The 22,621-nt window shown below is 70.9% G+C and carries 19 protein-coding genes; 8 read left to right on the top strand and 11 right to left on the bottom strand.

The window, feature by feature from the left end:
* Nucleotides 1-156: 156 nt before the first annotated feature.
* The 4 genes from Q7T15_RS08365 to dut form a co-directional block, all read right to left on the bottom strand.
* Nucleotides 157-2,970 (bottom strand): aconitate hydratase, encoded by a 2,814-nt coding sequence (locus tag Q7T15_RS08365; RefSeq protein ID WP_304695196.1) that lies wholly within the window; start codon nt 2,968-2,970, stop codon nt 157-159.
* 179 nt (nt 2,971-3,149) lie between these two features.
* The gene (locus tag Q7T15_RS08360; protein WP_304695194.1) at nt 3,150-3,902 is read right to left on the bottom strand and encodes a DUF3159 domain-containing protein; all 753 of its coding nucleotides are present in this window, start codon (nt 3,900-3,902) and stop codon (nt 3,150-3,152) included.
* On the bottom strand, nt 3,899-4,537 hold the full coding sequence (locus Q7T15_RS08355) for a DUF3710 domain-containing protein (protein ID WP_304695192.1): 639 nt from the start codon (nt 4,535-4,537) through the stop codon (nt 3,899-3,901). The genes Q7T15_RS08360 and Q7T15_RS08355 overlap by 4 nt, the downstream gene beginning before the upstream one ends.
* Nucleotides 4,534-5,001 (bottom strand): dUTP diphosphatase, encoded by a 468-nt coding sequence (gene dut / locus Q7T15_RS08350; RefSeq protein WP_304695190.1) that lies wholly within the window; start codon nt 4,999-5,001, stop codon nt 4,534-4,536. The genes Q7T15_RS08355 and dut overlap by 4 nt, the downstream gene beginning before the upstream one ends.
* A gap of 32 nt (nt 5,002-5,033) precedes the next feature.
* Here dut and Q7T15_RS08345 point away from each other — a divergent pair, with 32 nt between their 5' ends.
* The gene (locus Q7T15_RS08345) at nt 5,034-5,492 is read left to right on the top strand and encodes a DUF3093 domain-containing protein (RefSeq protein WP_304695188.1); all 459 of its coding nucleotides are present in this window, start codon (nt 5,034-5,036) and stop codon (nt 5,490-5,492) included.
* Nucleotides 5,493-5,566: 74 nt separating this feature from the next.
* Here the strand turns inward: Q7T15_RS08345 and Q7T15_RS08340 are convergent, their stop codons facing one another.
* Nucleotides 5,567-5,857 carry a DUF4193 domain-containing protein gene (locus tag Q7T15_RS08340; protein WP_304695186.1) on the bottom strand — a complete coding sequence of 97 codons (291 nt, stop codon included), beginning with the start codon at nt 5,855-5,857 and terminating at the stop codon, nt 5,567-5,569.
* 205 nt (nt 5,858-6,062) lie between these two features.
* Between Q7T15_RS08340 and sepH the strand changes: the two genes are divergently transcribed.
* Nucleotides 6,063-7,193 carry a septation protein SepH gene (gene sepH, locus Q7T15_RS08335; RefSeq protein WP_304695184.1) on the top strand — a complete coding sequence of 377 codons (1,131 nt, stop codon included), beginning with the start codon at nt 6,063-6,065 and terminating at the stop codon, nt 7,191-7,193.
* A gap of 14 nt (nt 7,194-7,207) precedes the next feature.
* Here the strand turns inward: sepH and Q7T15_RS08330 are convergent, their stop codons facing one another.
* Nucleotides 7,208-8,338 (bottom strand): alkaline phosphatase family protein, encoded by a 1,131-nt coding sequence (locus Q7T15_RS08330; RefSeq protein WP_304695181.1) that lies wholly within the window; start codon nt 8,336-8,338, stop codon nt 7,208-7,210.
* 12 nt (nt 8,339-8,350) lie between these two features.
* On the opposite strand from Q7T15_RS08330, the gene Q7T15_RS08325 reads away from it, so the two are divergent.
* Nucleotides 8,351-10,813 (top strand): DNA topoisomerase (ATP-hydrolyzing) subunit A, encoded by a 2,463-nt coding sequence (locus Q7T15_RS08325; protein ID WP_304695179.1) that lies wholly within the window; start codon nt 8,351-8,353, stop codon nt 10,811-10,813.
* Nucleotides 10,814-10,879: 66 nt separating this feature from the next.
* Here Q7T15_RS08325 and Q7T15_RS08320 read toward each other — a convergent pair whose 3' ends face one another.
* Nucleotides 10,880-12,961, bottom strand: coding sequence for a type IIA DNA topoisomerase subunit B (locus tag Q7T15_RS08320; RefSeq protein WP_304695177.1), 2,082 nt, complete (start codon nt 12,959-12,961; stop codon nt 10,880-10,882).
* A 254-nt stretch (nt 12,962-13,215) separates the two neighbouring features.
* On the opposite strand from Q7T15_RS08320, the gene Q7T15_RS08315 reads away from it, so the two are divergent.
* Together Q7T15_RS08315 and Q7T15_RS08310 are read left to right on the top strand one after the other, a co-directional pair.
* Entirely contained in the window at nt 13,216-13,437 is a 222-nt protein-coding gene (locus Q7T15_RS08315; RefSeq protein ID WP_304695175.1) for a hypothetical protein, read from the top strand.
* A 6-nt stretch (nt 13,438-13,443) separates the two neighbouring features.
* Nucleotides 13,444-14,463 (top strand): sugar-transfer associated ATP-grasp domain-containing protein, encoded by a 1,020-nt coding sequence (locus Q7T15_RS08310; protein WP_304695173.1) that lies wholly within the window; start codon nt 13,444-13,446, stop codon nt 14,461-14,463.
* Between the two features lie 52 nt (nt 14,464-14,515).
* On the opposite strand, the gene Q7T15_RS08305 is transcribed toward Q7T15_RS08310, so the two are convergent.
* The 4 genes from Q7T15_RS08305 to Q7T15_RS08290 all read right to left on the bottom strand — a co-directional run bounded on the left by Q7T15_RS08305 (nt 14,516) and on the right by Q7T15_RS08290 (nt 19,193).
* Nucleotides 14,516-15,217 (bottom strand): coenzyme F420-0:L-glutamate ligase, encoded by a 702-nt coding sequence (locus Q7T15_RS08305; protein ID WP_304695171.1) that lies wholly within the window; start codon nt 15,215-15,217, stop codon nt 14,516-14,518.
* A 52-nt stretch (nt 15,218-15,269) separates the two neighbouring features.
* Nucleotides 15,270-16,793, bottom strand: a complete 1,524-nt coding sequence (locus tag Q7T15_RS08300; protein ID WP_304695169.1) for an RNA polymerase sigma factor — start codon at nt 16,791-16,793, stop codon at nt 15,270-15,272.
* 120 nt (nt 16,794-16,913) lie between these two features.
* On the bottom strand, nt 16,914-18,239 hold the full coding sequence (locus Q7T15_RS08295) for a nitrate/nitrite transporter (RefSeq protein ID WP_304695167.1): 1,326 nt from the start codon (nt 18,237-18,239) through the stop codon (nt 16,914-16,916).
* Between the two features lie 27 nt (nt 18,240-18,266).
* On the bottom strand, nt 18,267-19,193 hold the full coding sequence (locus Q7T15_RS08290; RefSeq protein WP_304695165.1) for a proteasome assembly chaperone family protein: 927 nt from the start codon (nt 19,191-19,193) through the stop codon (nt 18,267-18,269).
* 116 nt (nt 19,194-19,309) lie between these two features.
* Between Q7T15_RS08290 and Q7T15_RS08285 the strand changes: the two genes are divergently transcribed.
* The 3 genes from Q7T15_RS08285 to Q7T15_RS08275 all read left to right on the top strand — a co-directional run.
* Nucleotides 19,310-20,803, top strand: coding sequence for a leucyl aminopeptidase (locus Q7T15_RS08285; RefSeq protein WP_304695163.1), 1,494 nt, complete (start codon nt 19,310-19,312; stop codon nt 20,801-20,803).
* Between the two features lie 95 nt (nt 20,804-20,898).
* Nucleotides 20,899-22,272, top strand: coding sequence for a dihydrolipoyl dehydrogenase (gene lpdA / locus Q7T15_RS08280; RefSeq protein ID WP_304695161.1), 1,374 nt, complete (start codon nt 20,899-20,901; stop codon nt 22,270-22,272).
* Nucleotides 22,273-22,320: 48 nt separating this feature from the next.
* A partial coding sequence (locus tag Q7T15_RS08275; protein WP_304695159.1) for a biotin/lipoyl-containing protein occupies nt 22,321-22,621 on the top strand: 301 nt, incomplete at its 3' end.

The following is a 22,621-nucleotide window of genomic DNA, read 5'->3' as shown; positions in this document are numbered from 1 at the left end:
GCAGCACCCGTTGAACCAGGATCATCCGACCGGCAGGCGCCAGCCTCGCATTACGGTGGACCACGAGAAGGCCTTCCTCTTCGAAGTGTCTAGACACCACTCAGAATGAAGGCCTTCTCCTCAGCCTTGTGTCACCAACGTGCTGACCGGGTACATCTAGACGAGGCTGCGGAGGACGTACTGCAGGATGCCGCCGTTGCGGTAGTAGTCGGCCTCACCGGGGGTGTCGATGCGGACGACCGCGTCGAACTCGATCGTCGCCTTGCCCGCGGGTGAGTGCGCGCTCGGCTCAGCCGTCACGCGGACGGTCTTCGGCGTGCGCCCCTCGTTGAGCTCGGTGATGCCTGAGATCGAGACGGTCTCGGTGCCGTCGAGGCCGAGGCTGTCGGCGGTCTCGCCGGCAGGGAACTGCAGCGGGACGACGCCCATGCCGATGAGGTTCGAGCGGTGGATCCGCTCGAAGCTCTCGGCGATGACCGCGCGGACTCCGAGGAGGCTCGTGCCCTTCGCCGCCCAGTCGCGGCTCGAGCCGGAGCCGTACTCCTTGCCGGCGAAGATCACGAGCGGGACGCCCGCGGCCTGGTAGTTCTCGCTCGCGTCGTAGATGAACGACTGGGGGCCATCGGCCTGGGTGAAGTCGCGCGTGAAGCCGCCCTCGACGCCGTCGAGGAGCTGGTTCCGCAGGCGGATGTTCGCGAAGGTGCCGCGGATCATCACCTCGTGGTTACCGCGGCGCGAGCCGTAGGAGTTGAAGTCCTTGCGGTCGACCCCGTTCGCCATGAGGTACGCGCCCGCGGGCGAGTCGGCCTTGATCGAGCCGGCCGGGCTGATGTGGTCGGTCGTGACCGAGTCGCCGAGCTTCGCGAGGACGCGCGCGCCCTCGATGTCGGTGACCGGGCTCGTCTCGATCGTCATGCCGTCGAAGTACGGAGGCTTCCGGACGTAGGTCGACTTCGCATCCCACTCGAAGGTCGCGCCGTCCGGCGTGGGGAGCGAGCGCCAGCGCTCGTCGCCCTCGAAGACCGAGGCGTACTGCGTGTCGAACATGGCGGTGTCGATCGACGAGTCGATCGTCGCCTGCACCTCGGCCGCGTCGGGCCAGATGTCACGGAGGAAGACCTCGTTGCCGTCGGAATCGGTGCCGAGAGCATCCGTCTCGAAATCGAAGTTCATCGATCCGGCGAGAGCGTACGCGATCACGAGCGGAGGGCTCGCGAGGTAGTTCATCTTCACGTCGGGGTTGATGCGGCCCTCGAAGTTGCGGTTGCCCGAGAGCACCGCGGTGACGGCGAGATCCTTCTCGGCGATCGCGGCCGAGATCTCCTCGGCGAGCGGGCCCGAGTTGCCGATGCACGTCGTGCAGCCGTAGCCGACGGTGTAGAAGCCGAGCGCCTCGAGGTCGTCGGTCAGACCGGCCTTCTCGTAATAGTCGGTGACGACCTTCGAGCCGGGCGCGAGCGTGGTCTTGACCCACGGCTTCGCCGTGAGGCCCTTCTTCACGGCGTTGCGGGCGAGGAGGCCCGCAGCGAGCATGACCGACGGGTTCGAGGTGTTCGTGCACGAGGTGATCGCGGCGATCGTGACGGCGCCGTGGTCGATCGTGAACTCCGTGCCGTCGACCGTCACGTCGATCGGGGCGGACGCCGTGGTCGGCGCGTGCGAGCGGTGGCGGTGCGAGAGCTCGTGCGCCGAGTCCTCGTCCTGCGGCGTGAAGCCGACGGGGTCGGAGGCCGGGAAGGTCCCCTCGACCGCGGCGTCGACCATCGAGTGGTCGTGGCTCGTGTAGTCGACCAGGGCGCTCTCGAAGGCCGTCTTCGCCTGGGTGAGCTCGATGCGGTCCTGCGGGCGACGCGGGCCGGCGATCGAGGGCACGACGGTCGAGAGGTCGAGCTCCATGTACTCGCTGAAGACGGGCTCGATGCTCGCGTCGTGCCAGAGGCTCTGGAGCTTCGAGTACGCCTCGACGAGCGCGACCTGCTGCTCGCTGCGGCCCGTGAGCCGCAGGTAGTCGAGCGTGACGTCGTCGATCGGGAACATCGCGGCGGTCGAGCCGAACTCGGGGCTCATGTTGCCGATCGTCGCGCGGTTCGCGAGCGGGACGGAGGCGACGCCCTCGCCGTAGAACTCGACGAACTTGCCGACGACGCCGTGCTTGCGGAGCATGTCGGTGATCGTGAGCACGACGTCGGTCGCGGTCACGCCGGTCGGGATGGCGCCGGAGAGCTTGAAGCCGACGACCTTGGGGATGAGCATCGAGACCGGCTGGCCGAGCATCGCGGCCTCGGCCTCGATGCCGCCGACGCCCCAGCCCAGGACGCCCAGGCCGTTGACCATCGTCGTGTGCGAGTCGGTGCCGACGCACGTGTCGGGGTAGGCGCGGAGCACGCCGTCGACCGTGCGCGTGTAGGTGACCTTCGCGAGGTGCTCGATGTTGACCTGGTGGACGATGCCGGTTCCGGGCGGGACGACCTTGAAGTCGTCGAAGGCCGTCTGGCCCCACCGCAGGAACTGGTAGCGCTCGCCGTTGCGCTCGTACTCGATCTCGACGTTGCGCTCGAGAGCGTCGGCGGTGCCGAAGAGGTCGGCGATGACCGAGTGGTCGATGACGAGCTCGGCGGGCGCGAGCGGGTTGATCTTGTTGGGGTCGCCGCCGAGGGCCGCGACCGCCTCGCGCATGGTGGCGAGATCGACGATGCAGGGCACGCCGGTGAAGTCCTGCATCACGACGCGCGCGGGGGTGAACTGGATCTCGGTGTCGGGCTCGGCCGAGGGTTGCCAGGCGCCGAGCGCTCGGATCTGCTCGGCGGTGACGTTCGCGCCGTCCTCCGTGCGGAGGAGGTTCTCGAGCAGCACCTTGAGGCTGAACGGGAGCTTCTCGTAGCCGGGCACCTGATCGATGCGGAAGACCTGGTACTCCTCGTCACCGACCTTGAGCGTGTCGATGGAATCGAAACTGTTCACTGCGGACACTTCGCCGTCTCCTCTTGAATCTGCCGGGCGCATCCCGCGCTCGCACGTCGGCCAGCCTAGCCGCCGACGGGGCGCGCGGCACCGGCTCGATCGACCTCGACGACGGTGCGGATGCGTCGCAATTTATCTTGATGTCGAGATACTTCATCGTAGCACCGGGAGGCGACCCCGGGCGAGGATCAGGCGGCGCGGCACGCGTACACCGAGCGGACCATGAGCCATGTGACCCAGAGCAGGGCCGCGTAGAGCGGCACGCCCATGACGAGCTTGGTCGCGGCGAGGGCCGCCGCCTGCGAGGACAGGTACAGGGGCACCTGCACGCCGAGCCGCAGCGCGAACATGCCGACCCACAGCCAGGTCGTGACCGTGAGGACCGTGCGCTTCGCCGGGTCCTCGCGCCAGGCATGGTCGCCCGTCAGGAGGCCCGCGATGACCCCGACGAGAGGGCGTCGGATGACGAGGCTCACGAGCAGGGCGACGAGCCAGACCGCGTTGATGATGAAGCCGAGGACGAAGTTCTCCTCGGCGCGACCGGTGAACAGCGCGAGCCCGGCGGAGAGGGCGATGCCGACGAGGCCGACGACTGCGGGCACGATCGGCGAACGGGTGACCGCGCGCACGACGACGAAGATCACGGCGACGGCCGCCGGGATCAGCACGGACGGGGCGACCTCGCCCGTGATCGTGAAGACGACGAGGAACAGGAAGCCGGGAAGGAGGGACTCGATGAGCCCGCGGACCCCGCCCACCGCGGCCCACAGGGCGTGCGCGGTCGGGCGCTCCCCCGGCTGGACGAGACCGAACCCGGACTGCCGAGCCGCCGCGGCGAGAGCCTCGCGCACCTGCTCGCGCTCATCCGGTTGCTCGGCGCGGTCGGGGCGCTCCTCCGAGGGCTCGTCCGGGGTCTCGGCGCCCGTCGGGGCGTCGCTCATACCGTCGTGCTGGGCGGCACCGCGGCGGGACCGCCGGCCGCCGCGCCCGTCGGCACGTGCAGGGGGATCAGGTCGCGCGGGGGCATGGGAGTCGTCCCGCGGACCACGACGATGCTGCGGAAGACGTCGTCGATCTGCTCGGCGCCGGTCGCATCGACCGCGCCCTGACCCGCGACGACGCCGCGGAGGAACCAGCGCGGGCCGTCGACGCCGATGAAGCGAGCGACGCGCGTGGAGCCGCCGGCGTCGCCGACGACGGGGATGCGAGCGAGGATCTCGGGCCCGAAGGCGCCGTCGCGCTCGGTCGTGTCACCGCCCTGCTTCTGGATCTGCTCGACGATCTGCGCCCGCACCTCGTGCCAGAGGCCGCTCGACCGCGGCGCGGCGAAGGGCTGCACCTGCAGGGTCGAGCCGGCGAAGTCGATGCCGACCGCGATGACGCGCTTCGACCCCTCCTCGACCTCGAGCCGCAGCTGCAGCTCGGGGCGCGGGACGATCTTCACCCCGCCGAGATCGACGTACGGACGGACGGCGTTCGCCTCGCTCTCGTCGAGCGGTCCCGCTGTCGCGCGGTCCTCCGGTGCGGACTTCGCGTCGTCGGGCAGAGGCCCGTCGGTCGAGATCGGATCGCTCACGCGGTGACTCCTTCGGTGGTCGCGGTCGGTCCACGGTAGCCCGTCGAGCCGAAGCCCTGCTCACCGCGGTGGGAGCCGGGCAGCGCCTCCACGGCCACGAAGCGCGCCCGTACGACCTGCTGGACGACGAGCTGGGCGATCCGATCGCCGGGGCGCACCTCGAACGGCTCACTCCGATCCGTGTTCAGGAGCGTCACGCGGATCTCGCCGCGGTAGCCCGCGTCGACCGTGCCCGGTGCGTTGACGATCATGATGCCGTGCCGGGCGGCGAGCCCGCTGCGGGGCATCACGAAGGCCGCGTACCCGTCGGGCAGGGCGATCGCCGTGCCGGTGCCGATCGTCGCTCGCTCACCGGGAGCGAGCACCACGTGCTCGGCGGAGACGAGATCGGCCCCCGCGTCGCCCGGGTGGGCGTGGACCGGAAGGTGGTCGCCGGTGATCAGGACGTCGGCGGAGTCGGGCACGCGTCGAGGCTAGTGCATGGTCGAATGGAGGCATGTCGAGCTATCGCGAGCGCCTCTGGCCCGCCGCCTGGATGTACCTGGTCATCGCGCTCATCGTCCCCGCGACGCTGCTCGTGTTCACTCCGATCAGCCTCATCGCGGGCGTCATCACCGCGGTCGTGCTCGTCGCAGGGTGCGTGGCGCTCCTCCTCGCCTCGGCCCCGACGATCGCAGTGGAGGACGGAGCCCTGCGAGCGGGCCGGGCGAGCATCCCCCTCGAACTGGTCGGGGATGCGCTGCCCGCGCACCGCGAGGAGGCTCGCCACGAGCGGGGCCCCGGCCTCGACGCCCGCGCCCACCTCGTTCTGCGCGGCTGGGTCGACCCGGTCCTGCGCGTGCAGATCCTCGACCCCGACGACCCGGCGCCCTACTGGCTCGTGTCGACGAGGCGGCCGGAGGAGCTCGCCGCCGCGATCGACCGGGCGCGCGCGGCGAGGCCGAGCGGAGCCTGATGCGTCGCCGCCGTTAACGACGGAACCGCCGCATCCGGGCGAGGATGCGGCGGCCGTGACGGAACGGAGCCGGACTACGAGGCGCATTCCTTGCAGACCGGGCCGAGCTTGACCTCGTGGTCGAGCTGCGAGCGGTGCTTGACGAGGAAGCAGCTGACGCACGTGAACTCGTCGGCCTGGGGCGGCAGGACGACGACGTCGAGGTCGAGGTCGGCGAGGTCCTGTCCGGCGAGCTCGAAGCCCGGATTGTCGGCGTCGTCGACGTCGACGACACCCGACATCTTGTCGGGAACGCGCTCCTGCAGAGCCTGGATCGAGTCGGTGTCCTCGTCCGTCTTGCGGGGGGCGTCGTAATCGGTGGCCATGCTGCTCGTTTCGTCGAATGGTGCTTCGGGGCCGCGCTCGGCGGCGATAGTTTGCAGGAACCCCGACCGAAACGCAAACCACTCCGAGCGGGGTCGATCGGCGGTGCTTCCCGGGCAACTTCCGACCCGCCCGGTCTATTCCCGGGCTGCGCCCGATCGCCGTGGGATGCTGTCGCCACCGAGCCGCGAAGGAGAGGGCAACGTCATGGACGAACTCACCGTCATCGGCGCCGAGAACGGCGCCCTGATCGTGGTCTCCGAGGACGGGAGCCGCTATCGCGTGCCCATCACGGAGGCCCTGCACACCGCTCTGCGGCAGAACCGGCCGGCGGCCCCCGTCGCCCACCGCGTGAGTCCGCGCGAGATCCAGGCGATGATCCGGGCCGGCAAGTCCGCCGCCGAGGTCGTCGCCGAGACGGGCGAGCCCGCCGAGTACGTGCAGCGCTTCGAGGGCCCCGTGATCGCCGAGCGCGAGTACGTCGTCACGGCGGCGCGCAGCGTGCCGGTCGCGGTCGTCGCCGAGACCGAGTCGGGCGTCGCCTCGCACACCTTCGGCGGCGTCATCGACTCGCGCCTCTCCGAGCTGTCGGCCACGGATGTCCGCTGGTCGAGCTGGAAGACCGATCTGCACTGGATCGTCACGGTCGCCTTCAGCGACGCGGGCGTCGAGCGCGAGGCGAGATGGACCTTCGATCCGAAGAAGGCCACGCTCATCCCCTCCAACCACGAGGCGCAGTCGCTCTCGCAGCAGGGCGAGGCTCCCCCGACGCTCATCCCCCGCCTCCGGGCGGTCCCCATCCCGCAGACGGAGGACCGCACGCGCTTCGACAGCGGCGCGTTCCTCCTCGACGACGACATCGCGAGCATCGGCTCGCCCGCGGCCCCGGCGTCCGGCGGGTCCCCCGCGTCGGCGAGCATCCCGAGCGCTCCGCTCGCGCCCGCCGCCATCCCGCACAGCCGGATGGGCGTGCGCACCGCGGGCGACGACGCCGACACCGCCGACGTGAGTCAGACGGCCGACCTGCTGGAGGCGCTCCGGCGACGCCGGGGCGAGCGCGAGGCGGCGCCCCGCGCTGAGCTCGAAGCCGCGAAGGCCGCGCACCCCTCGACCGGGAGCATCCGCATCGTCGACGTGCCCCTCGACTTCTCCGCGGACTCGGCGCCCGAGCCGGATGATGAGATCGCCCCGCGAGCGACCGCGCCGTCGGCTGTCGGCACGAGCGTCAGCGCCGCGAACGACACGGGTCCCGTCAAGTCGGCCCGTCGAGGCCGGGCCGCGATGCCGAGCTGGGACGAGATCGTCTTCGGCGCGCGACCGGACGACGACCCCGCCTGACCGGCCCGTCCGCTCTACAGGGCGAACGCTCCCCATCGGGCGAGCGGGATGCGCGTCTCCTCGGGTGAGAAGGAACCGTGCTGCCCGACCATCGCGAGCGCCCGGGGTGACGCGGTGCGCTCGTCGTAGTAGGCGATGCGGCTCCGCGCCGCGACGATGACGTCGCCGATCCGCGCTTCGACCTCGGGCGCGACCGCACCGAACCAGTCGGCGGCGATCGCCTCGTCGCGGCTCACGACCCAGGATCGCGAACCCTCTGCGGCGCGCCACCGCTCGAGCACGCCCGTCGCGTCGGCCCCGGGCTCGAGCGCGAGCTGCAGGCAGCGGGGCTCGCCCGCGACATGTCGCACGCCATCCCAGAGCGGGCTGCGCGCGTCGATGACGAGTCGCGCGCGCTCGGGGACGTCGAGCATGCCGTGGTCGGCCGTGAGGAGCACGCCCGCGTCGCGGGGAATCCGGCGGGTGAGCGGCTCGACGGCGGCGTCGAGCTCCTCGAGCCGCGCCGTCCACGCCTCCGACTCGCAGCCCTCCGCGTGACCCGCCATGTCGAGCTCGGGGATGTAGCAGTACACGAGGCTCGAGCCGCCCGAGCTCACGAGCTCGATCGTGGTGCGCACCCGGTCGGCGATCGACGGCACGGCGAGGAAGCGCGCGCCGCGCAGGACCGCGTCGGTGAATCCCGTGTCGCGGTACCGCTCGGCGCCGACGACGACGGCATCGACGCCGGATGCCGCGGCCGCCTCGAACACGGTCGGGTGCGGCTGCCATGACTCCGGCCGCATCCCCTCGTCCCACCCGGTGAGCTGGTTGACGACCCGGTCTCCCGCGCGGTCCACGGCCGAGTACCCCACGAGCCCGTGCCTGCCCGGCTCGAGACCCGTGGTGAGCGTGGCGAGCGCGGCCGCGGTAGTGGTCGGGAAGCCCGCGTCGATCGTGCCGCGCTTGCCGGGGGTCGCGGCCAGCAGACGGCGGGCGTGACCCGACCGGGCGCGCAGGGCGGACATCCCGAGCCCGTCGACGAGGACGACGGCGGCGCTGCGCACGGACGCCAGCGCGAGGGGGTTCTCCTCACCTCGGATCGCCGCCAGCGCACCGGTCAACACGTGCCCGAGTGACGGGGCGTCGCGTCGGGGCGCCGGTAGCATGGGGGCCATCCTATGACTCCCCCTCCTGCGCCCCGCTCGCCCCAGCCCGACCTCGACGAGACCTCCGGCGAACGCATCGACGACGTCGATCTCGCCGATGAGATGCAGGGGTCGTTCCTCGAGTACGCGTACTCGGTCATCTACTCCCGTGCGCTCCCCGACGCGCGAGACGGCCTCAAGCCCGTGCAGCGGCGCATCCTCTACATGATGAGCGAGATGGGCCTGCGGCCCGACCGCGGGCACGTGAAGTCCGCGCGCGTCGTCGGCGAGGTCATGGGCAAGCTGCACCCGCACGGCGACGGCGCCATCTACGACGCGCTCGTTCGCATGGCCCAGGACTTCACGCTGCGCGTGCCGCTCGTCGACGGTCACGGCAACTTCGGGTCGCTCGACGACGGGCCCGCCGCGTCGCGGTACACCGAGGCGCGCATGCGCGCGGCCGCCCTCGCGATGGTCGACGACCTGGACGAGGACGTCGTCGACTTCATCCCCAACTACGACAACCAGCTCGTGCAGCCGGCCGTGCTCCCCGCCGCCTTCCCCAACCTGCTCGTCAACGGCGCGAGCGGCATCGCGGTCGGCATGGCCACGAACATGGCGCCGCACAACCTCATCGAGGTCGCGGGCGCCGCGCGCCACCTCATCGAGAACCCGCAGGCCACGCTCGAGGAGCTCATGGCCTACGTGCCGGGCCCCGACCTGCCGACGGGCGGCACGATCATCGGCCTCGACGGCATCAAGGACGCCTACGCGACGGGTCGCGGTTCGTTCAAGACGCGCGCGAAGGTCTCGATCGAGCCGGTCACGGCACGCAAGACCGGCATCGTCGTCACCGAGCTGCCCTATCTCGTCGGCCCCGAGAAGGTCATCGAGAAGATCAAGGACGGCGTCCAGTCGAAGAAGCTCGCGGGCATCAGCGACGTGACCGACCTCACCGACCGCAAGAACGGCCTGCGCCTCGTGATCGGCATCAAGACAGGGTTCAGCCCCGAGGCGGTGCTCGAGCAGCTCTACCGCTACACCCCGCTCGAGGACGGCTTCTCGATCAACGCCGTCGCTCTCGTCGAGGGGCGCCCGCAGACGCTCGGGCTGCGCGAGCTCCTGCAGGTCTACGTCGACCACCGCATCGAGGTCGTCACGCGCCGCAGCCGCTACCGGCTCGCCCGTCGCCGCGAGCGGCTCCACCTCGTCGAGGGCCTCCTCATCGCGATCCTCGACATCGACGAGGTCATCCAGGTCATCCGCGCCTCCGACGACGCCGAGCAGGCCCGCGCGCGCCTCATGGATGTGTTCGACCTCAGCCAGCTGCAGAGCGACTACATCCTCGAGCTGCGACTGCGCCGCCTGACGAAGTTCAGCCGCATCGAGCTCGAGGCCGAGCGCGACCAGCTGCTCGCCGAGATCGCGACGCTCGAGACCCTCCTCGCCGATCCGGCGCGCGTCCGCGCCGTCGTGGGCGATGAGCTGGATGCCGTGGCCGAGCGATTCGGGACGCCCCGCCGGACCCTGCTGACCGAGGCGAACCCCTCCATCGCCGCGCCCCGCTCGCGCGGAGCGGCCCCCGTCCTGGAGATCGCCGACACCCCCTGCCGCGTCCTCCTCTCGACGACCGGCCGCGCGGTGCGGGTCGAGCTGACGGAGGAGCCGCTCGTCCCGCCGACCCGCCGCAGCAAGCACGATGCGATCCTCTCCGCCGTCGACTCGACCGCGCGCGGCGACCTCGCGGCGATCACCTCGCGCGGCCGCTTTATCCGCTTCACCCCCGTCGGGCTCCCGGGCGTGCCGGCGAACTCGCTCCAGCTCGGCGCGGGAGCGAGGCTGCGCGACTACATCGGCCTCACCGACGCGCGCGAGCGCATCGTCGCGATCGTCGACCCGGGGTCGCAGACCCCACTCGCCCTCGGCACGCGCGACGGCATCGTCAAGCGGGTCTCCCCCGGCGGCTGGCCCGCGCGCCCCGACGGCGAGGTCATCGGGCTCAAGGCGGGCGACGAGGTCGTCGCAGCCGCGCCCGCGGCCGACGACGTCGAGCTCGTCTTCGTGACGTCGGATGCCCAGCTCCTCCACTTCGGAGCCGACCAGGTGCGTCCGCAGGGCCTCCCCGCCGGCGGAATGGCGGGCATCAAGCTCGGCGCCGGCGCCCGGGTCGTGCACTTCGCGGTCGTCGACCCTGAGTCGGCCGAGGTCGTCACCGTGAGCGGGTCGACCCAGACGATCGCCGGCACCGACCCCGGCCGCGCGAAGGTCTCCTCCTTCGTCGAGTTCCCCGGCAAGGGGCGCGCCACCGGCGGCGTCCGCGCCCACGCCTTCCTCAAGGGCGAGGATGCCCTGCAGCTCGCCTGGGTCGGCACCGGGCCGCTCGCGGTCGGGGCCGACGGCTCGGCGCGCACGCTGCCCGCGGGCGGCGCGAAGCGCGACGGCTCGGGCGCTCCGCTCGACGCCGTGATCGGATCGATCGGCGCCCGTCTCTCCTGACGCGGCGGAAGCGCTCTGCCGGGCCGGGCATCCGCGCGCTGTCGCGTCGGAGCCGCGCCGCCCGATCTAGACGTCGATGCGGTCGCGGTCGAGGCCCTGCCCGGCGATGATGAAGTCCTTGCGCGGGGCGACGTCGTTGCCCATGAGAAGCTCGAAGACGTTCGACGACATCTCGGCATCGGTCACGCGGACGCGGCGCAGGGTGCGGTGCTTGCGGCTCATGGTCGTGTCGGCGAGCTGATCGGCGTCCATCTCTCCGAGGCCCTTGTAGCGCTGGATCGGGTCCTGGTAGCGGCGACCCGACTTCTTGAGCGCGGCGAGCACGCCCTGGAGCTCGGCCTCGCTGTAGGTGTAGATCGTCTCGTTCGGCTTCGTGCCGGGGTTCATGACGACGACGCGGTGCAGCGGCGGCACGGCGGCGAAGACGCGACCCTCGTCGATCATCGGGCGCATGTAGCGGAAGAACAGGGTGAGCAGGAGCGTGCGGATGTGCGCGCCGTCGACATCGGCGTCGCTCATGATGATGACCTTGCCGTAGCGCGCCTGGGCGAGATCGAACGAGCGGCCCGAACCGGCCCCGATCACCTGGATGATCGAGGCGCACTCGGCGTTCGAGAGCATGTCGCTCACGGAGGCCTTCTGCACGTTGAGGATCTTCCCGCGGATCGGCAGCAGGGCCTGGAACTCGCTGTCGCGCGCGAGCTTCGCCGTGCCGAGCGCGCTGTCGCCCTCGACGATGAACAGCTCGCTCGCCTCGACGTCGCTCGACCGGCAGTCCACGAGCTTCGCGGGGAGGGACGAGCTCTCGAGCGCGTTCTTGCGGCGCTGGGTCTCCTTGTGCGCGCGCGCCGAGATGCGGCTCTTCATCTCCGCCACGACCTTGTCGAGCAGGAGGGCGGTCTGCGCCTTGTCGTCGCGCTTGCTCGAGGCGAAGCGCTCCTTGAGCGCCGTCTGCAGCACGGTCGCGACGATCGCGCGCGCCGCCGGGGTGCCGAGCACCTCCTTCGTCTGGCCCTCGAACTGCGGCTCGGGGACGCGCACCGTCAGCACCGCGGTGAGGCCCGCGAGGACGTCGTCCTTCTCGAGCTTGTCGTTGCCGGCCTTCAGTCGTCGGGCGTTCTTCTCGACCTCGGCGCGCAGGGTCTTGAGGAGCCCCTGCTCGAAGCCCGCCTGGTGCGTGCCGCCCTTGGGCGTCGCGATGATGTTGACGAAGCTGCGCATGACGGTGTCGTAGCCCGTGCCCCACCGCAGCGCGATGTCGACGACGCACTCGCGCTCGAGCTCGGTCGGGACCATGTGTCCGTTCGCCTGCAGCACGGGCACCGTCTCGGTGAAGGTGCCGGTGCCCTGGATGCGCCACGTGTCGGTCACGCCGGAGTCGGGCGCGAGGAACTCGGCGAACTCGCTGATGCCGCCGTCGTAGCGGAAGGCCTCGGTGACCGGCTCATCTCCCCGCTCGTCCGTGATCGAGATCGCGAGGCCGGGGACGAGGAAGGCGGTCTGGCGCGCCCGGCCGACGAGGTCATCCGTCTGGAAGGCGGCGCCGCGGCTGAAGATCTGGGAGTCGGCCCAGTACCGGATGCGCGTGCCCGTGACGTTCTTCCCGACCTTGCCGACGACGCGCAGCTCGCTGTTCTTGATGAACGGGGTGAAAGGCGCGTCGGGGCGCGGGCCCTCGGGACCGTCGGCGAACACGCCCGGCTCACCGCGGTGGAACGACATCGCCCAGGTCTTGCCGTTGCGATCGACCTCGACGTCGAGGCGCTCGGAGAGCGCGTTGACGACCGAGGCGCCGACGCCGTGGAGTCCGCCCGAGGCGGCGTACGAGCCGGAGCCGAACTTGCCGCCCGCGTGGAGCTTCGTGAACACGACCTCGACGCCCGACAGTCCGGTCTTGGGCTCGATGTCGACGGGGATGCCGCGCGCGCGGTCGCGCACCTCGACGCTGCCGTCGCCGTGCAGGTGCACGTCGATCGTGTCGCCGTGACCGCCGAGAGCCTCGTCGACCGAATTGTCGATGATCTCCCACAGGCAGTGCATGAGACCGCGCGAATCAGTCGACCCGATGTACATGCCCGGCCGCTTGCGCACGGCCTCGAGGCCCTCCAGGACGGAGAGATGGTGGGCGGTGTAATCGGACTGGGCCACGGGTGGGTGCCTCGCGATGCTCGTGAATCAGGATGCTGCGGGCGCGCCCGGCGGCGAGCCCACGACAGCCTAAACCGGCCCGCCGTCGCGGCCCGCCTCCCACGCCCGTCGCAGCCGCACCCCGAGCGCCCGTGTTCGCGACGGCCTACGCGTTCAGCGAAATGGCAGGCGAATGGCACCGATCCGCTCGCGCCGTGTGTTCGAATAGGTGTCACCAGGTACCACGACGATTCAAGGAAGCGGAGGGACACCCCATGACGCAGCTCACCACCGAGAGCCCGGAGATCGTCGTCGCGCAGCCGCTCACCGCGGCCGACCGCTGCGACAGCTGCGGCGCGCAGGCCTACGTGCGGGTGACCCTGGCCACCGGAGAGCTCCTCTTCTGCGCGCACCACGCCGCGCGCTTCAAGGAGAAGCTCAGCACGGCCGCGCTCGCCTGGCACGACGAGACCGACCGCCTGACGGCCGACGCCTAGGCCCACGTGGCAGGGCTCGGCCTGAGCCGTCGACTCCGGTACCTCGCCAAGCGCGCGGCCGCCGTCGACACGGCGAACCTCTCGCGACTCGCCGGCCGCATCGCCGCATCGAGCGGGCGACCGAAGCCGATCATCCTCGGCGACATGCTCTGGTCGTCCGTGCGTCATGAGACAGGATTCCAGGACTACTACGACTGGGACTTCCACCTCCTGAACCGGCGCGAGCGGCGCACGTTCATGACGCACCCGAAGTCGAACCACCTCGCCCAGAAGCTCAATCGGCCCGAGCACCGCGCCCTCTTCGCCGACAAGTCGCGCTTCAACGCGCGGTTCGCCGACGCCCTGCACCGTGAGTGGCTCGACCTGCGGGTCGCGTCGGTCGAGGAGCTCGCCGGCTTCCTCGCGCGCCACGACCGCGTGATGGCGAAGGTGGCCGACAGCCTCGGGGGCGACGGGATCCAGGCGTTCTCGACCGCGGACATCCGCGACCCGGAGGCCTGGCGCGCCGAGCGCCTGGCCGCCCGGCAGGTGCTCGTCGAGGAGTTCCTCGCGCAGCACCCGGTCATGGCGTCGCTCAACCCGTCGAGCGTCAACACACTCCGGATCATCACGTTCCGCGACGACCAGGATCGCGTTCACACGCTCGCCCGCACGCTCAAGATGGGCAACGGCGGTGACGTCGACAACTTCAGCGACGGCGGCATGTACACGATGCTCGACGCCGACGGCGTGGCGCATCATCCCGCGTTCGACGGCGACGGGCGGGTGTTCTCCGTCCACCCGCTCTCGGGCACGTCGATCGTCGGGTTCGCCGTGCCGCTCTGGGACGCCGTCGGCGCCGTCGTCGAGCGACTCGCCCGGGAGGTGCCCGAGATCCCGTACGTCGGATGGGACATCGCGATCACGCCCGACGGCCCCGCGGTCATCGAGGGCAACTACAACACCGGGGTGTTCCAGCTCAAGCCGAGCGTCACCGGGGTGCGCGAAGGGCTCCTGCCCGTCTACCAGCGAGCGATCGGGTTCTGAGGGTGGGCAGCGGTCTCCCGCTCGGGACGAATCGCCGCCGCGGCGCGAGCCTCTAGTCGACCGGGCGGATGACGCCGAGGGGCGTCGACTGGTGGCCCTGGCCGAGCGGGTTGTCGGAGAGGATGCGCGCCAGTCGGGCGTGGCCCGCCTTGGGCAGCGTCGCGCCGAGGATGTTGCCGCCGAAGTCGTTGATGTCGACGATCGCGACGTCGGCGATGTCGCCGAGAGCCGTCTTGATCTCGGCGGCCACGGCATCCGGGTTCTCGGGGACGAGCACGACCTGAGTGTTGTACGGCGGGATCGTGTTGTGCGTGGGCCCGTCGATGCCGCGCGCCTTCGGGCCCGCGATGCGGTAGAAGTCGCCCTTGCGACCGATGGCCTTCGAGACGGCCGCGACGGCCGCGGCGAAGAGGATGCGCGGGGTGCCGACCTCGCGCAGCGCCATCTCCATGGTCTCAGGCATGCCGAGGCCGATGCCGTGCGAGGTCTTCGTGACGTACTTCGAGAGCGTGTGCGCGAGCGGGCGCGCCTCGATGTCGCCGACCGGGTACGAGCGGCCCTGCGTGATCGCGACGATCTTCTCGGTCACGAACAGCACATCGCCCGGCTGGACGACGCCGGCCGCGTACCGGGTGACGACCTCGATGATGTCCTCCCCCGCGACGACGACGTGCGTCCTGATGGGGATGCGCTGCCAGCGCTGCCCGTCGATGTCGACCTCGAGCGCCTTGCCCTCGTTCGCCTGAGCGGTCATGTCGGTTCTCCCTCGCGGTGTCGCGTGCCGGTTCTCGTGGGGCGTCGCAGGCCTACTCGAGGTAGTCGCGCAGCGCCTGCGAGCGCGACGGGTGCCGCAGCTTCGCCATCGTCTTCGACTCGATCTGACGGATGCGCTCGCGCGTGACGCCGAACGTGTCGCCGATCTGGTCGAGGGTCTTCGGCATGCCGTCGCCCAGGCCGAAGCGCATGCGGATCACCCCGGCCTCGCGCTCGGAGAGCGAGTCGAGGAGGCTCTCGAGCTGCTTCTGCAGCATCGTGAAGCCCACGGCGTCGGCGGGCACGACGGCCTCGGTGTCCTCGATGAGGTCACCGAACTCGCTGTCGCCGTCCTCGCCGAGCGGCGTGTGCAGCGAGATCGGCTCGCGGCCGTACTTCTGCACCTCGATGACCTTCTCGGGGGTCGTGTCGAGCTCGCGGCTGAGCTCCTCGGGCGTCGGCTCGCGGCCGAGATCCTGCAGCATCTGCCGCTGGACGCGCGCGAGCTTGTTGATGACCTCGACCATGTGCACGGGGATGCGGATGGTGCGCGCCTGGTCGGCCATGGCGCGGGTGATCGCCTGGCGGATCCACCACGTCGCGTAGGTCGAGAACTTGAAGCCCTTGGTGTAGTCGAACTTCTCGACGGCGCGGATGAGGCCGAGGTTGCCCTCCTGGATCAGATCCAGGAACTGCATGCCGCGACCCGTGTAGCGCTTCGCGAGCGAGACGACGAGACGGAGGTTCGCGCCGAGGAGGTGGTTCTTCGCGCGCTGGCCGTCCTTCGCGACCCAGGCGAGCTCGCGACCCAGCTGGGTGCGCTTCTCCTTGTCGCTCATCTGACCGAGCTTCTCCTCGGCGAAGAGACCCGCCTCGATGCGCATGGCGAGCTCGACCTCCTCAGCTGCGTTGAGGAGCGGGACCTTGCCGATCTGCTTCAGGTAGTCCTTGACCGGGTCGGCGGTGGCGCCCGTGATCGTCGAGGAGTAGACGGGGACCTCGTCGTCGTCCTTCATCGACAGCACGATCGCGCCGGTCGGGAGGTCGACGATCGGAGCGGCGCTCGCGCCGTCCTCGCCGTTGTCGTCGGCATCGTCGGCGGAGTCGTCCGCCGCGTCGTCGCCCGTCGTCGCGGCGACCGCCTCGACCTCGGTGTCGGCCACCTCGGCCTCGGAGCTCTCGTCGATCTCGACCGGCTCGGCGTCGTCGGCGCCCTCGGCTCCGCCTGCCGCCTTCGCAGCGGACTTGCTGGACGCGGTCTTCCGGGCGGCGGTCGACGCCTTCGCAGCGGCGGGCTTCGTGGCGGCGGGCTTGGCGGCCGCAGCCTTCTTCGCCGCAGGCTTCTTGGTGGCGGGCTTCGTCGCGGCGGCCTCGGCCGTCACCGCGGTATCGGGCGCCTCAGCCTCGACAGCGGCGGGCGCGGCCTTCGCAGCGGCGGGCTTCCGGGCTGCGGGCGTCTTCTTCGTGGCGGTCGTCGGGGCGGCAGCGGTCTTCGCGGCAGTCGTCTTCGAGGCGGTGGTCGTTCGGGTTGCCATTCGGACCCTCTTTTCCGTTCTCCGGGCAGTACAACGACCCATGTCAAGTCGCTGTTCCCGCGCGCTCGTCACGAGCGTATGAGAGTGGGCGACCGACCGGGTCGTGAGCGTCAAGTATCGCACAATTTCCCCGACCTCCCGTGCACGGGGCGAGGCGCCCGGTCAGTCCTCGGAATCCTCCCGTCGAGCGCGACGGCGCCGGGCGATCGCGACCCACAGGGGCGCCACGGCGATGCCCTCCTCCTCCGCGAGCAGGCGACGCGCGCGCCGGCGGGAGACGAGCATCGCGACGACGGTCGCGGCCACCACGGGGTACTGCACCGCGAAGGCGAGCCGGAAGCTCTCCCACGCGTACAGCTGCTGAGGAGCGTTCGAGTCGCTGAGGGAATCCAGGACGAGACCGACGAGCAGCAGGAGGGCGACGGCCGTCGCGAAGCCGCCGACGTTCACGAACCCCGAGGCGGCGCCCTGGCTCGACGGCGGGTTGAAGGTGCGGGCGAAATCGAAGCCGATGAGTCCGCCGGGGCCGCCGACGGCGAGGACGAGGAGGAGCGCGATGACGGCCGCGAGGGGCGGTCGCTCGGGCCAGAGCAGGACGACGGCCCAGGCGAGCGCGGTGAGCACGACGATGAGCAGAACGACGTTGGACCGCCGGTACGGGTAGCGGGCCGACAGCAGACCGATGACCGGCCCGCCGAGCGCGCCGGCGACCACCACGATGCTGAGGAGGGCGGCCGCGCTCGCAGGGCCGTACCCCAGCCCGACGGACAGTGCCGGGAACCCCCAGAGGATGACGAACATCGTCGCGCTCGCCTGGCTCGACGCGTGCGCCCAGAAGCCGAGTCTCGTCCCCGGCCGCCGCAGGCTCTCGCCGAGCTGGCGCAGGGCGAGAGCGAAGGTCGCCGCACGCAGACGATCGACGCCCTCGGGGGTGTCGCGCACCCCGAGCCAGACCGCCGCACTCGCGACGGCCGAGATCGCCGCGAGACCGATGAAGGACGAGCTCCACCCGACGTCGCGCAGCGAGACGGCGAGCGGGATCGCGGAGAGCAGCTGACCCGTCTGCCCGATCGTCCCGACCCATTGAGAGAGGAGCGGGAGCCTCCGTGGGGAGAACCACGCCCCGAGAAGGCGGAGGACCGAGATGAAGGTCATCGCGTCGCCCGCGCCGACGAGCACGCGCCCGAGGACGGCGATCGCGATATCGGGGGCGAGAGCGAGGACGAGCTGCCCGATGGCCATGACCGCGGCACCGACCCCGATGAGCGCGCGCGGACCGAACCGGTCGACGAGGACTCCGACCGGAATCTGCAGCCCGGCGTACACGAGGAGCTGCAGGACGGCGAGGGAGGACAGCGTGGTCGCATCGATGCCGAACCGATCGGTCGCCGAGACGCCCGCGACCCCGAGCGATGTCCGCTGCATGACCGCCACGATGTAGGCGAGCCCGCCGATGACGAGCACGAAGGTCGCGCGGCGGGAGTCCACGCTCTCAGCGTAGGCGCGCTCGAGCGGTCAGTCGGCCGCCGACTCGTCCTCGCTCGGGCGCCGGAAGGCGAGGAACTTCTCGAGCTCGGCCGCGATCGCGTCGGCTGTCGGGAGCTCGCCGTCCTCGTCGGTCAGGGGCGAGCGCAGAGGGTTGTCCTCCATGTAGCTGTCGTGGCGCTCCTCGAGCGTGCCGACGAGACGGGCGAGCTCGGTGTTGCCCTCGACCTGCGACTCGATCTTCGCGAGGAAGTCACGCCCCTCCTCGCGCAGGCGGTCGGTCGGGAAGAGCAGACCCGTCGCGGCCGTGATGCTCTCGAGAGCGGTCACCGCGGCCGACGGGAACTCGGTGTCGGCGAGGTAGTGAGGCACGAGCAGCACGAAGCTCGCGACCGAGTGCCCCGACTGCGCCAGGCGATGCTCGAGCAGGTGGAGGACGTTGCCCGGGACCTGCGTGCGGGGTCGCCACACCGACAGCGCCTCGATCAGGTCGTCGCGGTTGCCGCTCACCGTCACGCCGATCGGGCGGGTATGGGGAACGGGCATCGGGATGGCCTGCACCCAGGTCGTCGTCGACACCTCGAACCGCTCGATGATGTCGAGCACGGCCTGCGTGAAGCCCTCCCAGTGGAAGTCGGGCTCGTACCCGCTCAGCAGCAGGAAGGGCGTCCCGAGCTCATCGGTCATGAGCCGCACGGCGAGGGAGGGCATCGTGTACTCGGCGATGCGCGTCTCGTCGAAGTAGAGGACGGGGCGACGCGCGCGCCAGTCGAGCAGCTCGTCGTTGTCGAACACGACGACGTCGCGGTGGTCGAGCTCCGAGACGAGGTACTCGGTCACCTGGCCGATCGCGGTACCCGAATCGACGAAACCGGTGAGCCCCGCGACGAGCGGGAGCCCGCGCGGGACCTCGTGATCCGCCATGACGACGGAGTACAGAGAGGAGGGTTCGCGCATGCCTCCATGGTAGGTCGGGGGCCATGAGGGAGGACGCCGCGCGGCACCTGCCGAGAGCGAACAGGCGGGGGCACGGCGCCCGGATCCGCTGGAGGCGCCGCGAATAGGATGACCGCATGACCCCTCCTGCTCTCGCTGTCTCCGCCGTGCCCGCCCACGAGATCGACGCCGACGTGCTCGTCGTCGGAGTCGTGAAGACGGCCGACGGGCCGCGCATCGAAGGGCCTCTCGCTGACGCGCTCTCCGCTCTCGGCGCCGGGCTCGCCGCCCTCGGCCTCACCGGCGCGACCGACGAGACCTCCCGGCAGATCGCTCCGGACGGCGTCTCGGCCGCGAGCGTGCTCCTCGTCGGCCTCGGCACGACGCCCACGACACCCGATTCCCTGCGCAGCGCGGCCGGTGCCGCATCGCGGGCGGTGAGCGGGGCATCCCGTCTCGCGTTCGCGCTGCCGACGACCGACGACGCCGACGTGCAGGCCGTGCTCGAAGGAGCCGCACTCGGTGCGTACCGCTACCAGGCCCAGCGGTCAGGGGACTCTGCTGTCGCCGTGAGCGACATCGTGGTCGCCACGACGGTCGAGGGTGCGGATGCCGCGCTCGGCCGGGCGCGCGTCGTCGCGGAGGCCGTCGTCGTCGTCCGCGATCTCGTCAACACTCCCCCGAACGAGCTCTACCCGGACAGCTTCGCCGCTCGGGCTCGCGAGCTCGCCGCCGATGCGCCGGTCGAGCTGCAGGAGTGGGACGTGCCCGCGCTGCAGGAGGGCGGCTTCGGCGGGATCCTCGGCGTCGGTCAGGGCTCGTCCCGCCCCCCGCGGCTCGTCGCCGTGCGCTACGCGCCGGAGGGTGCGACGCAGCACCTCGCCCTCGTCGGCAAGGGCATCACGTTCGACTCCGGCGGGCTGTCGCTCAAGCCCGCGGCATCGATGGTGGGCATGAAGTACGACATGACGGGCGCTGCGACGGTGCTGGCTGCCACGATCGCGATCGCGAAGCTCGGCCTCCCGATCCGGATCACGGCGTGGCTCTGCCTGGCGGAGAATCTCCCCTCCTCGACCGCGATGCGCCCCAACGACGTGCTCACCATCCGCGGCGGCACGACGGTCGAGGTGCTCAACACGGACGCCGAGGGTCGCCTCGTGCTCGCCGACGGACTCGTCGCCGCGAGCGAGGAGCGCCCGGACGCCATCGTCGACGTCGCGACGCTCACCGGCGCCGCCCGCATCGCGCTCGGCGACCGATACGCGGCGCTCATGGGTGCCGACGAGCTCGTCCGCTCGGTCCAGGAGGCTGCGGCGGAGACCGGCGAGCTCGTCTGGCCCATGCCCCTGCCCGCGGATCTCCGGTCGCTCCTGCAGAGCGACGTCGCCGACATCGCCAACGCGAAGCCGGGCAACACCGCGGCCGGCATGCTGCTCGCGGGAGTCTTCCTGCAGGAGTTCGTGGGGCGCACAGGCGACGATCAGGATGCGCCGCGCATCCCGTGGGCCCACCTCGACATCGCCGGGCCCGCCAACAACGGCGGCTCGGGCTTCGGCTGGACCCCGAAGGGCCCGTCCGGCGTGACCGTCCGACTGCTCGTGAAGCTCGCGGAGCGGCTGGCCGGTCAGTAGTAGGCTCGACGGCGGTGCGCGACGCGTGCCGCCCTCCAGGTCGACTGCCACCGTCTAGATCGGCCTCCGCACGAATCCTCAAGGGAGTCTCCTCGGTGTCGGAACACACTTTTGATCTCGTCATCCTCGGCGCCGGCAGTGGCGGCTACGCGGCCGCCCTCCGTGCCAGCCAGCTCGGCATGACCGTCGGCCTGATCGAGAAGAGCAAGGTGGGAGGCACGTGCCTCCACTTCGGCTGCATCCCCACGAAGGCGCTGCTGCACGCCGGCGAGGTCGCGGACGCTGCGCGCGACTCCGCCAAGTTCGGAGTGCGCGCGACGCTCGAGGGCATCGACGTGCCCGCCGTGAACGCGTACCGCGACGGCATCGTGGCGAGCAAGTACAAGGGTCTGCAGGGCCTCATCAAGGCGCGCGGCATCACGACGATCGAGGGCGAGGGCCGCCTCACCTCGCCCACGACCGTCCAGGTCGGCGAGAACACGATCACGGGCAAGAACGTCGTCCTCGCGACGGGCTCCTACTCGCGCAGCCTCCCGGGGCTCGAGATTGGCGGGCGCGTGATCACCTCCGAGCAGGCGCTCCAGCTCGACTACGTCCCCAAGAAGGTCGCCGTGCTCGGCGGCGGCGTGATCGGCGTCGAGTTCTCCAGCGTCTGGCGCTCCTTCGGCGCCGAGGTCGTCATCATCGAGGCCCTCCCCCACCTCGTGCCGAACGAGGACGAGGCGATCTCCAAGCAGTTCGAGCGCGCGTACCGCAAGCGCGGCATCGACTTCAAGCTCGGCGTGCGCTTCCAGGGCGTGACGCAGGACGACAACGGCGTCGTCGTGACGCTCGAGAGCGGCGAGACGATCGAGGCTGACCTGCTGCTCGTCGCCGTCGGTCGCGGCCCAATGACCGCCAACCTCGGCTACGAGGAGGTCGGCATCGCGATGGACCGCGGCTTCGTCCTGACCGACGAGCGCCTGCGCACGAACGTCCCGGGCGTCTACGCCGTCGGAGACATCGTCCCCGGCCTGCAGCTCGCGCACCGCGGCTTCCAGCACGGCATCTTCGTCGCCGAGGAGATCGCGGGCCTCCAGCCCGTCGTGATCAGCGACGTGAACGTGCCGAAGGTCACCTACTCCGAGCCCGAGGTCGCCTCGGTCGGCCTCACCGAGGCGAAGGCGAAGGAGCAGTACGGCGAGGCGCAGATCGCGTCCTACGACTACAACCTCGCGGGGAACGGCAAGAGCCACATCCTCGAGACCGCGGGCGTCATCAAGGTCGTCCGCGTCGTCGACGGACCGGTGGTCGGCGTGCACATGATCGGCGCGCGCGTGGGCGAGCTCATCGGCGAGGCACAGCTCGCTGTCAACTGGGACGCCCACCCCGAGGACATCGCGCCCCTGCTCCACGCGCACCCGACGCAGAACGAGGCGCTCGGAGAGGCATTCCTCGCCCTCGCCGGCAAGCCCCTGCACGGCATCTGATCCGCCCATAAGCTGAACAACCACCGGTTTCCCAAAGGAGCATCACTGATGAGCGAATCCGTCAACCTCCCGGCGCTCGGCGAGAGCGTCACCGAGGGCACGGTCACCCGCTGGCTGAAGAACGTGGGCGACCGCGTCGAGGTCGACGAGCCGCTGCTCGAGGTCTCGACCGACAAGGTCGACACCGAGATCCCGTCCCCCATCGCCGGCGTGGTCGAGGAGATCCTCGTCGCGGAGGACGAGACCGTCGAGGTCGGCACCGCGCTCGTCCGGATCGGTGACGGCAGCGGCGGCGGCGAGACCGCGCCCGCCGAGGCCGCCCCGGCCGCCGAGGCCGCCCCGGCCGCCG

The sequence above is a fragment of the Microcella sp. genome, from assembly GCF_030645145.1.
In the GTDB taxonomy this organism is placed as follows: Bacteria; Actinomycetota; Actinomycetes; order Actinomycetales; family Microbacteriaceae; genus Microcella.
Note: the sequence above shows the minus strand (reverse complement) of the source record. Positions and strands in the feature narration are given on the sequence as shown.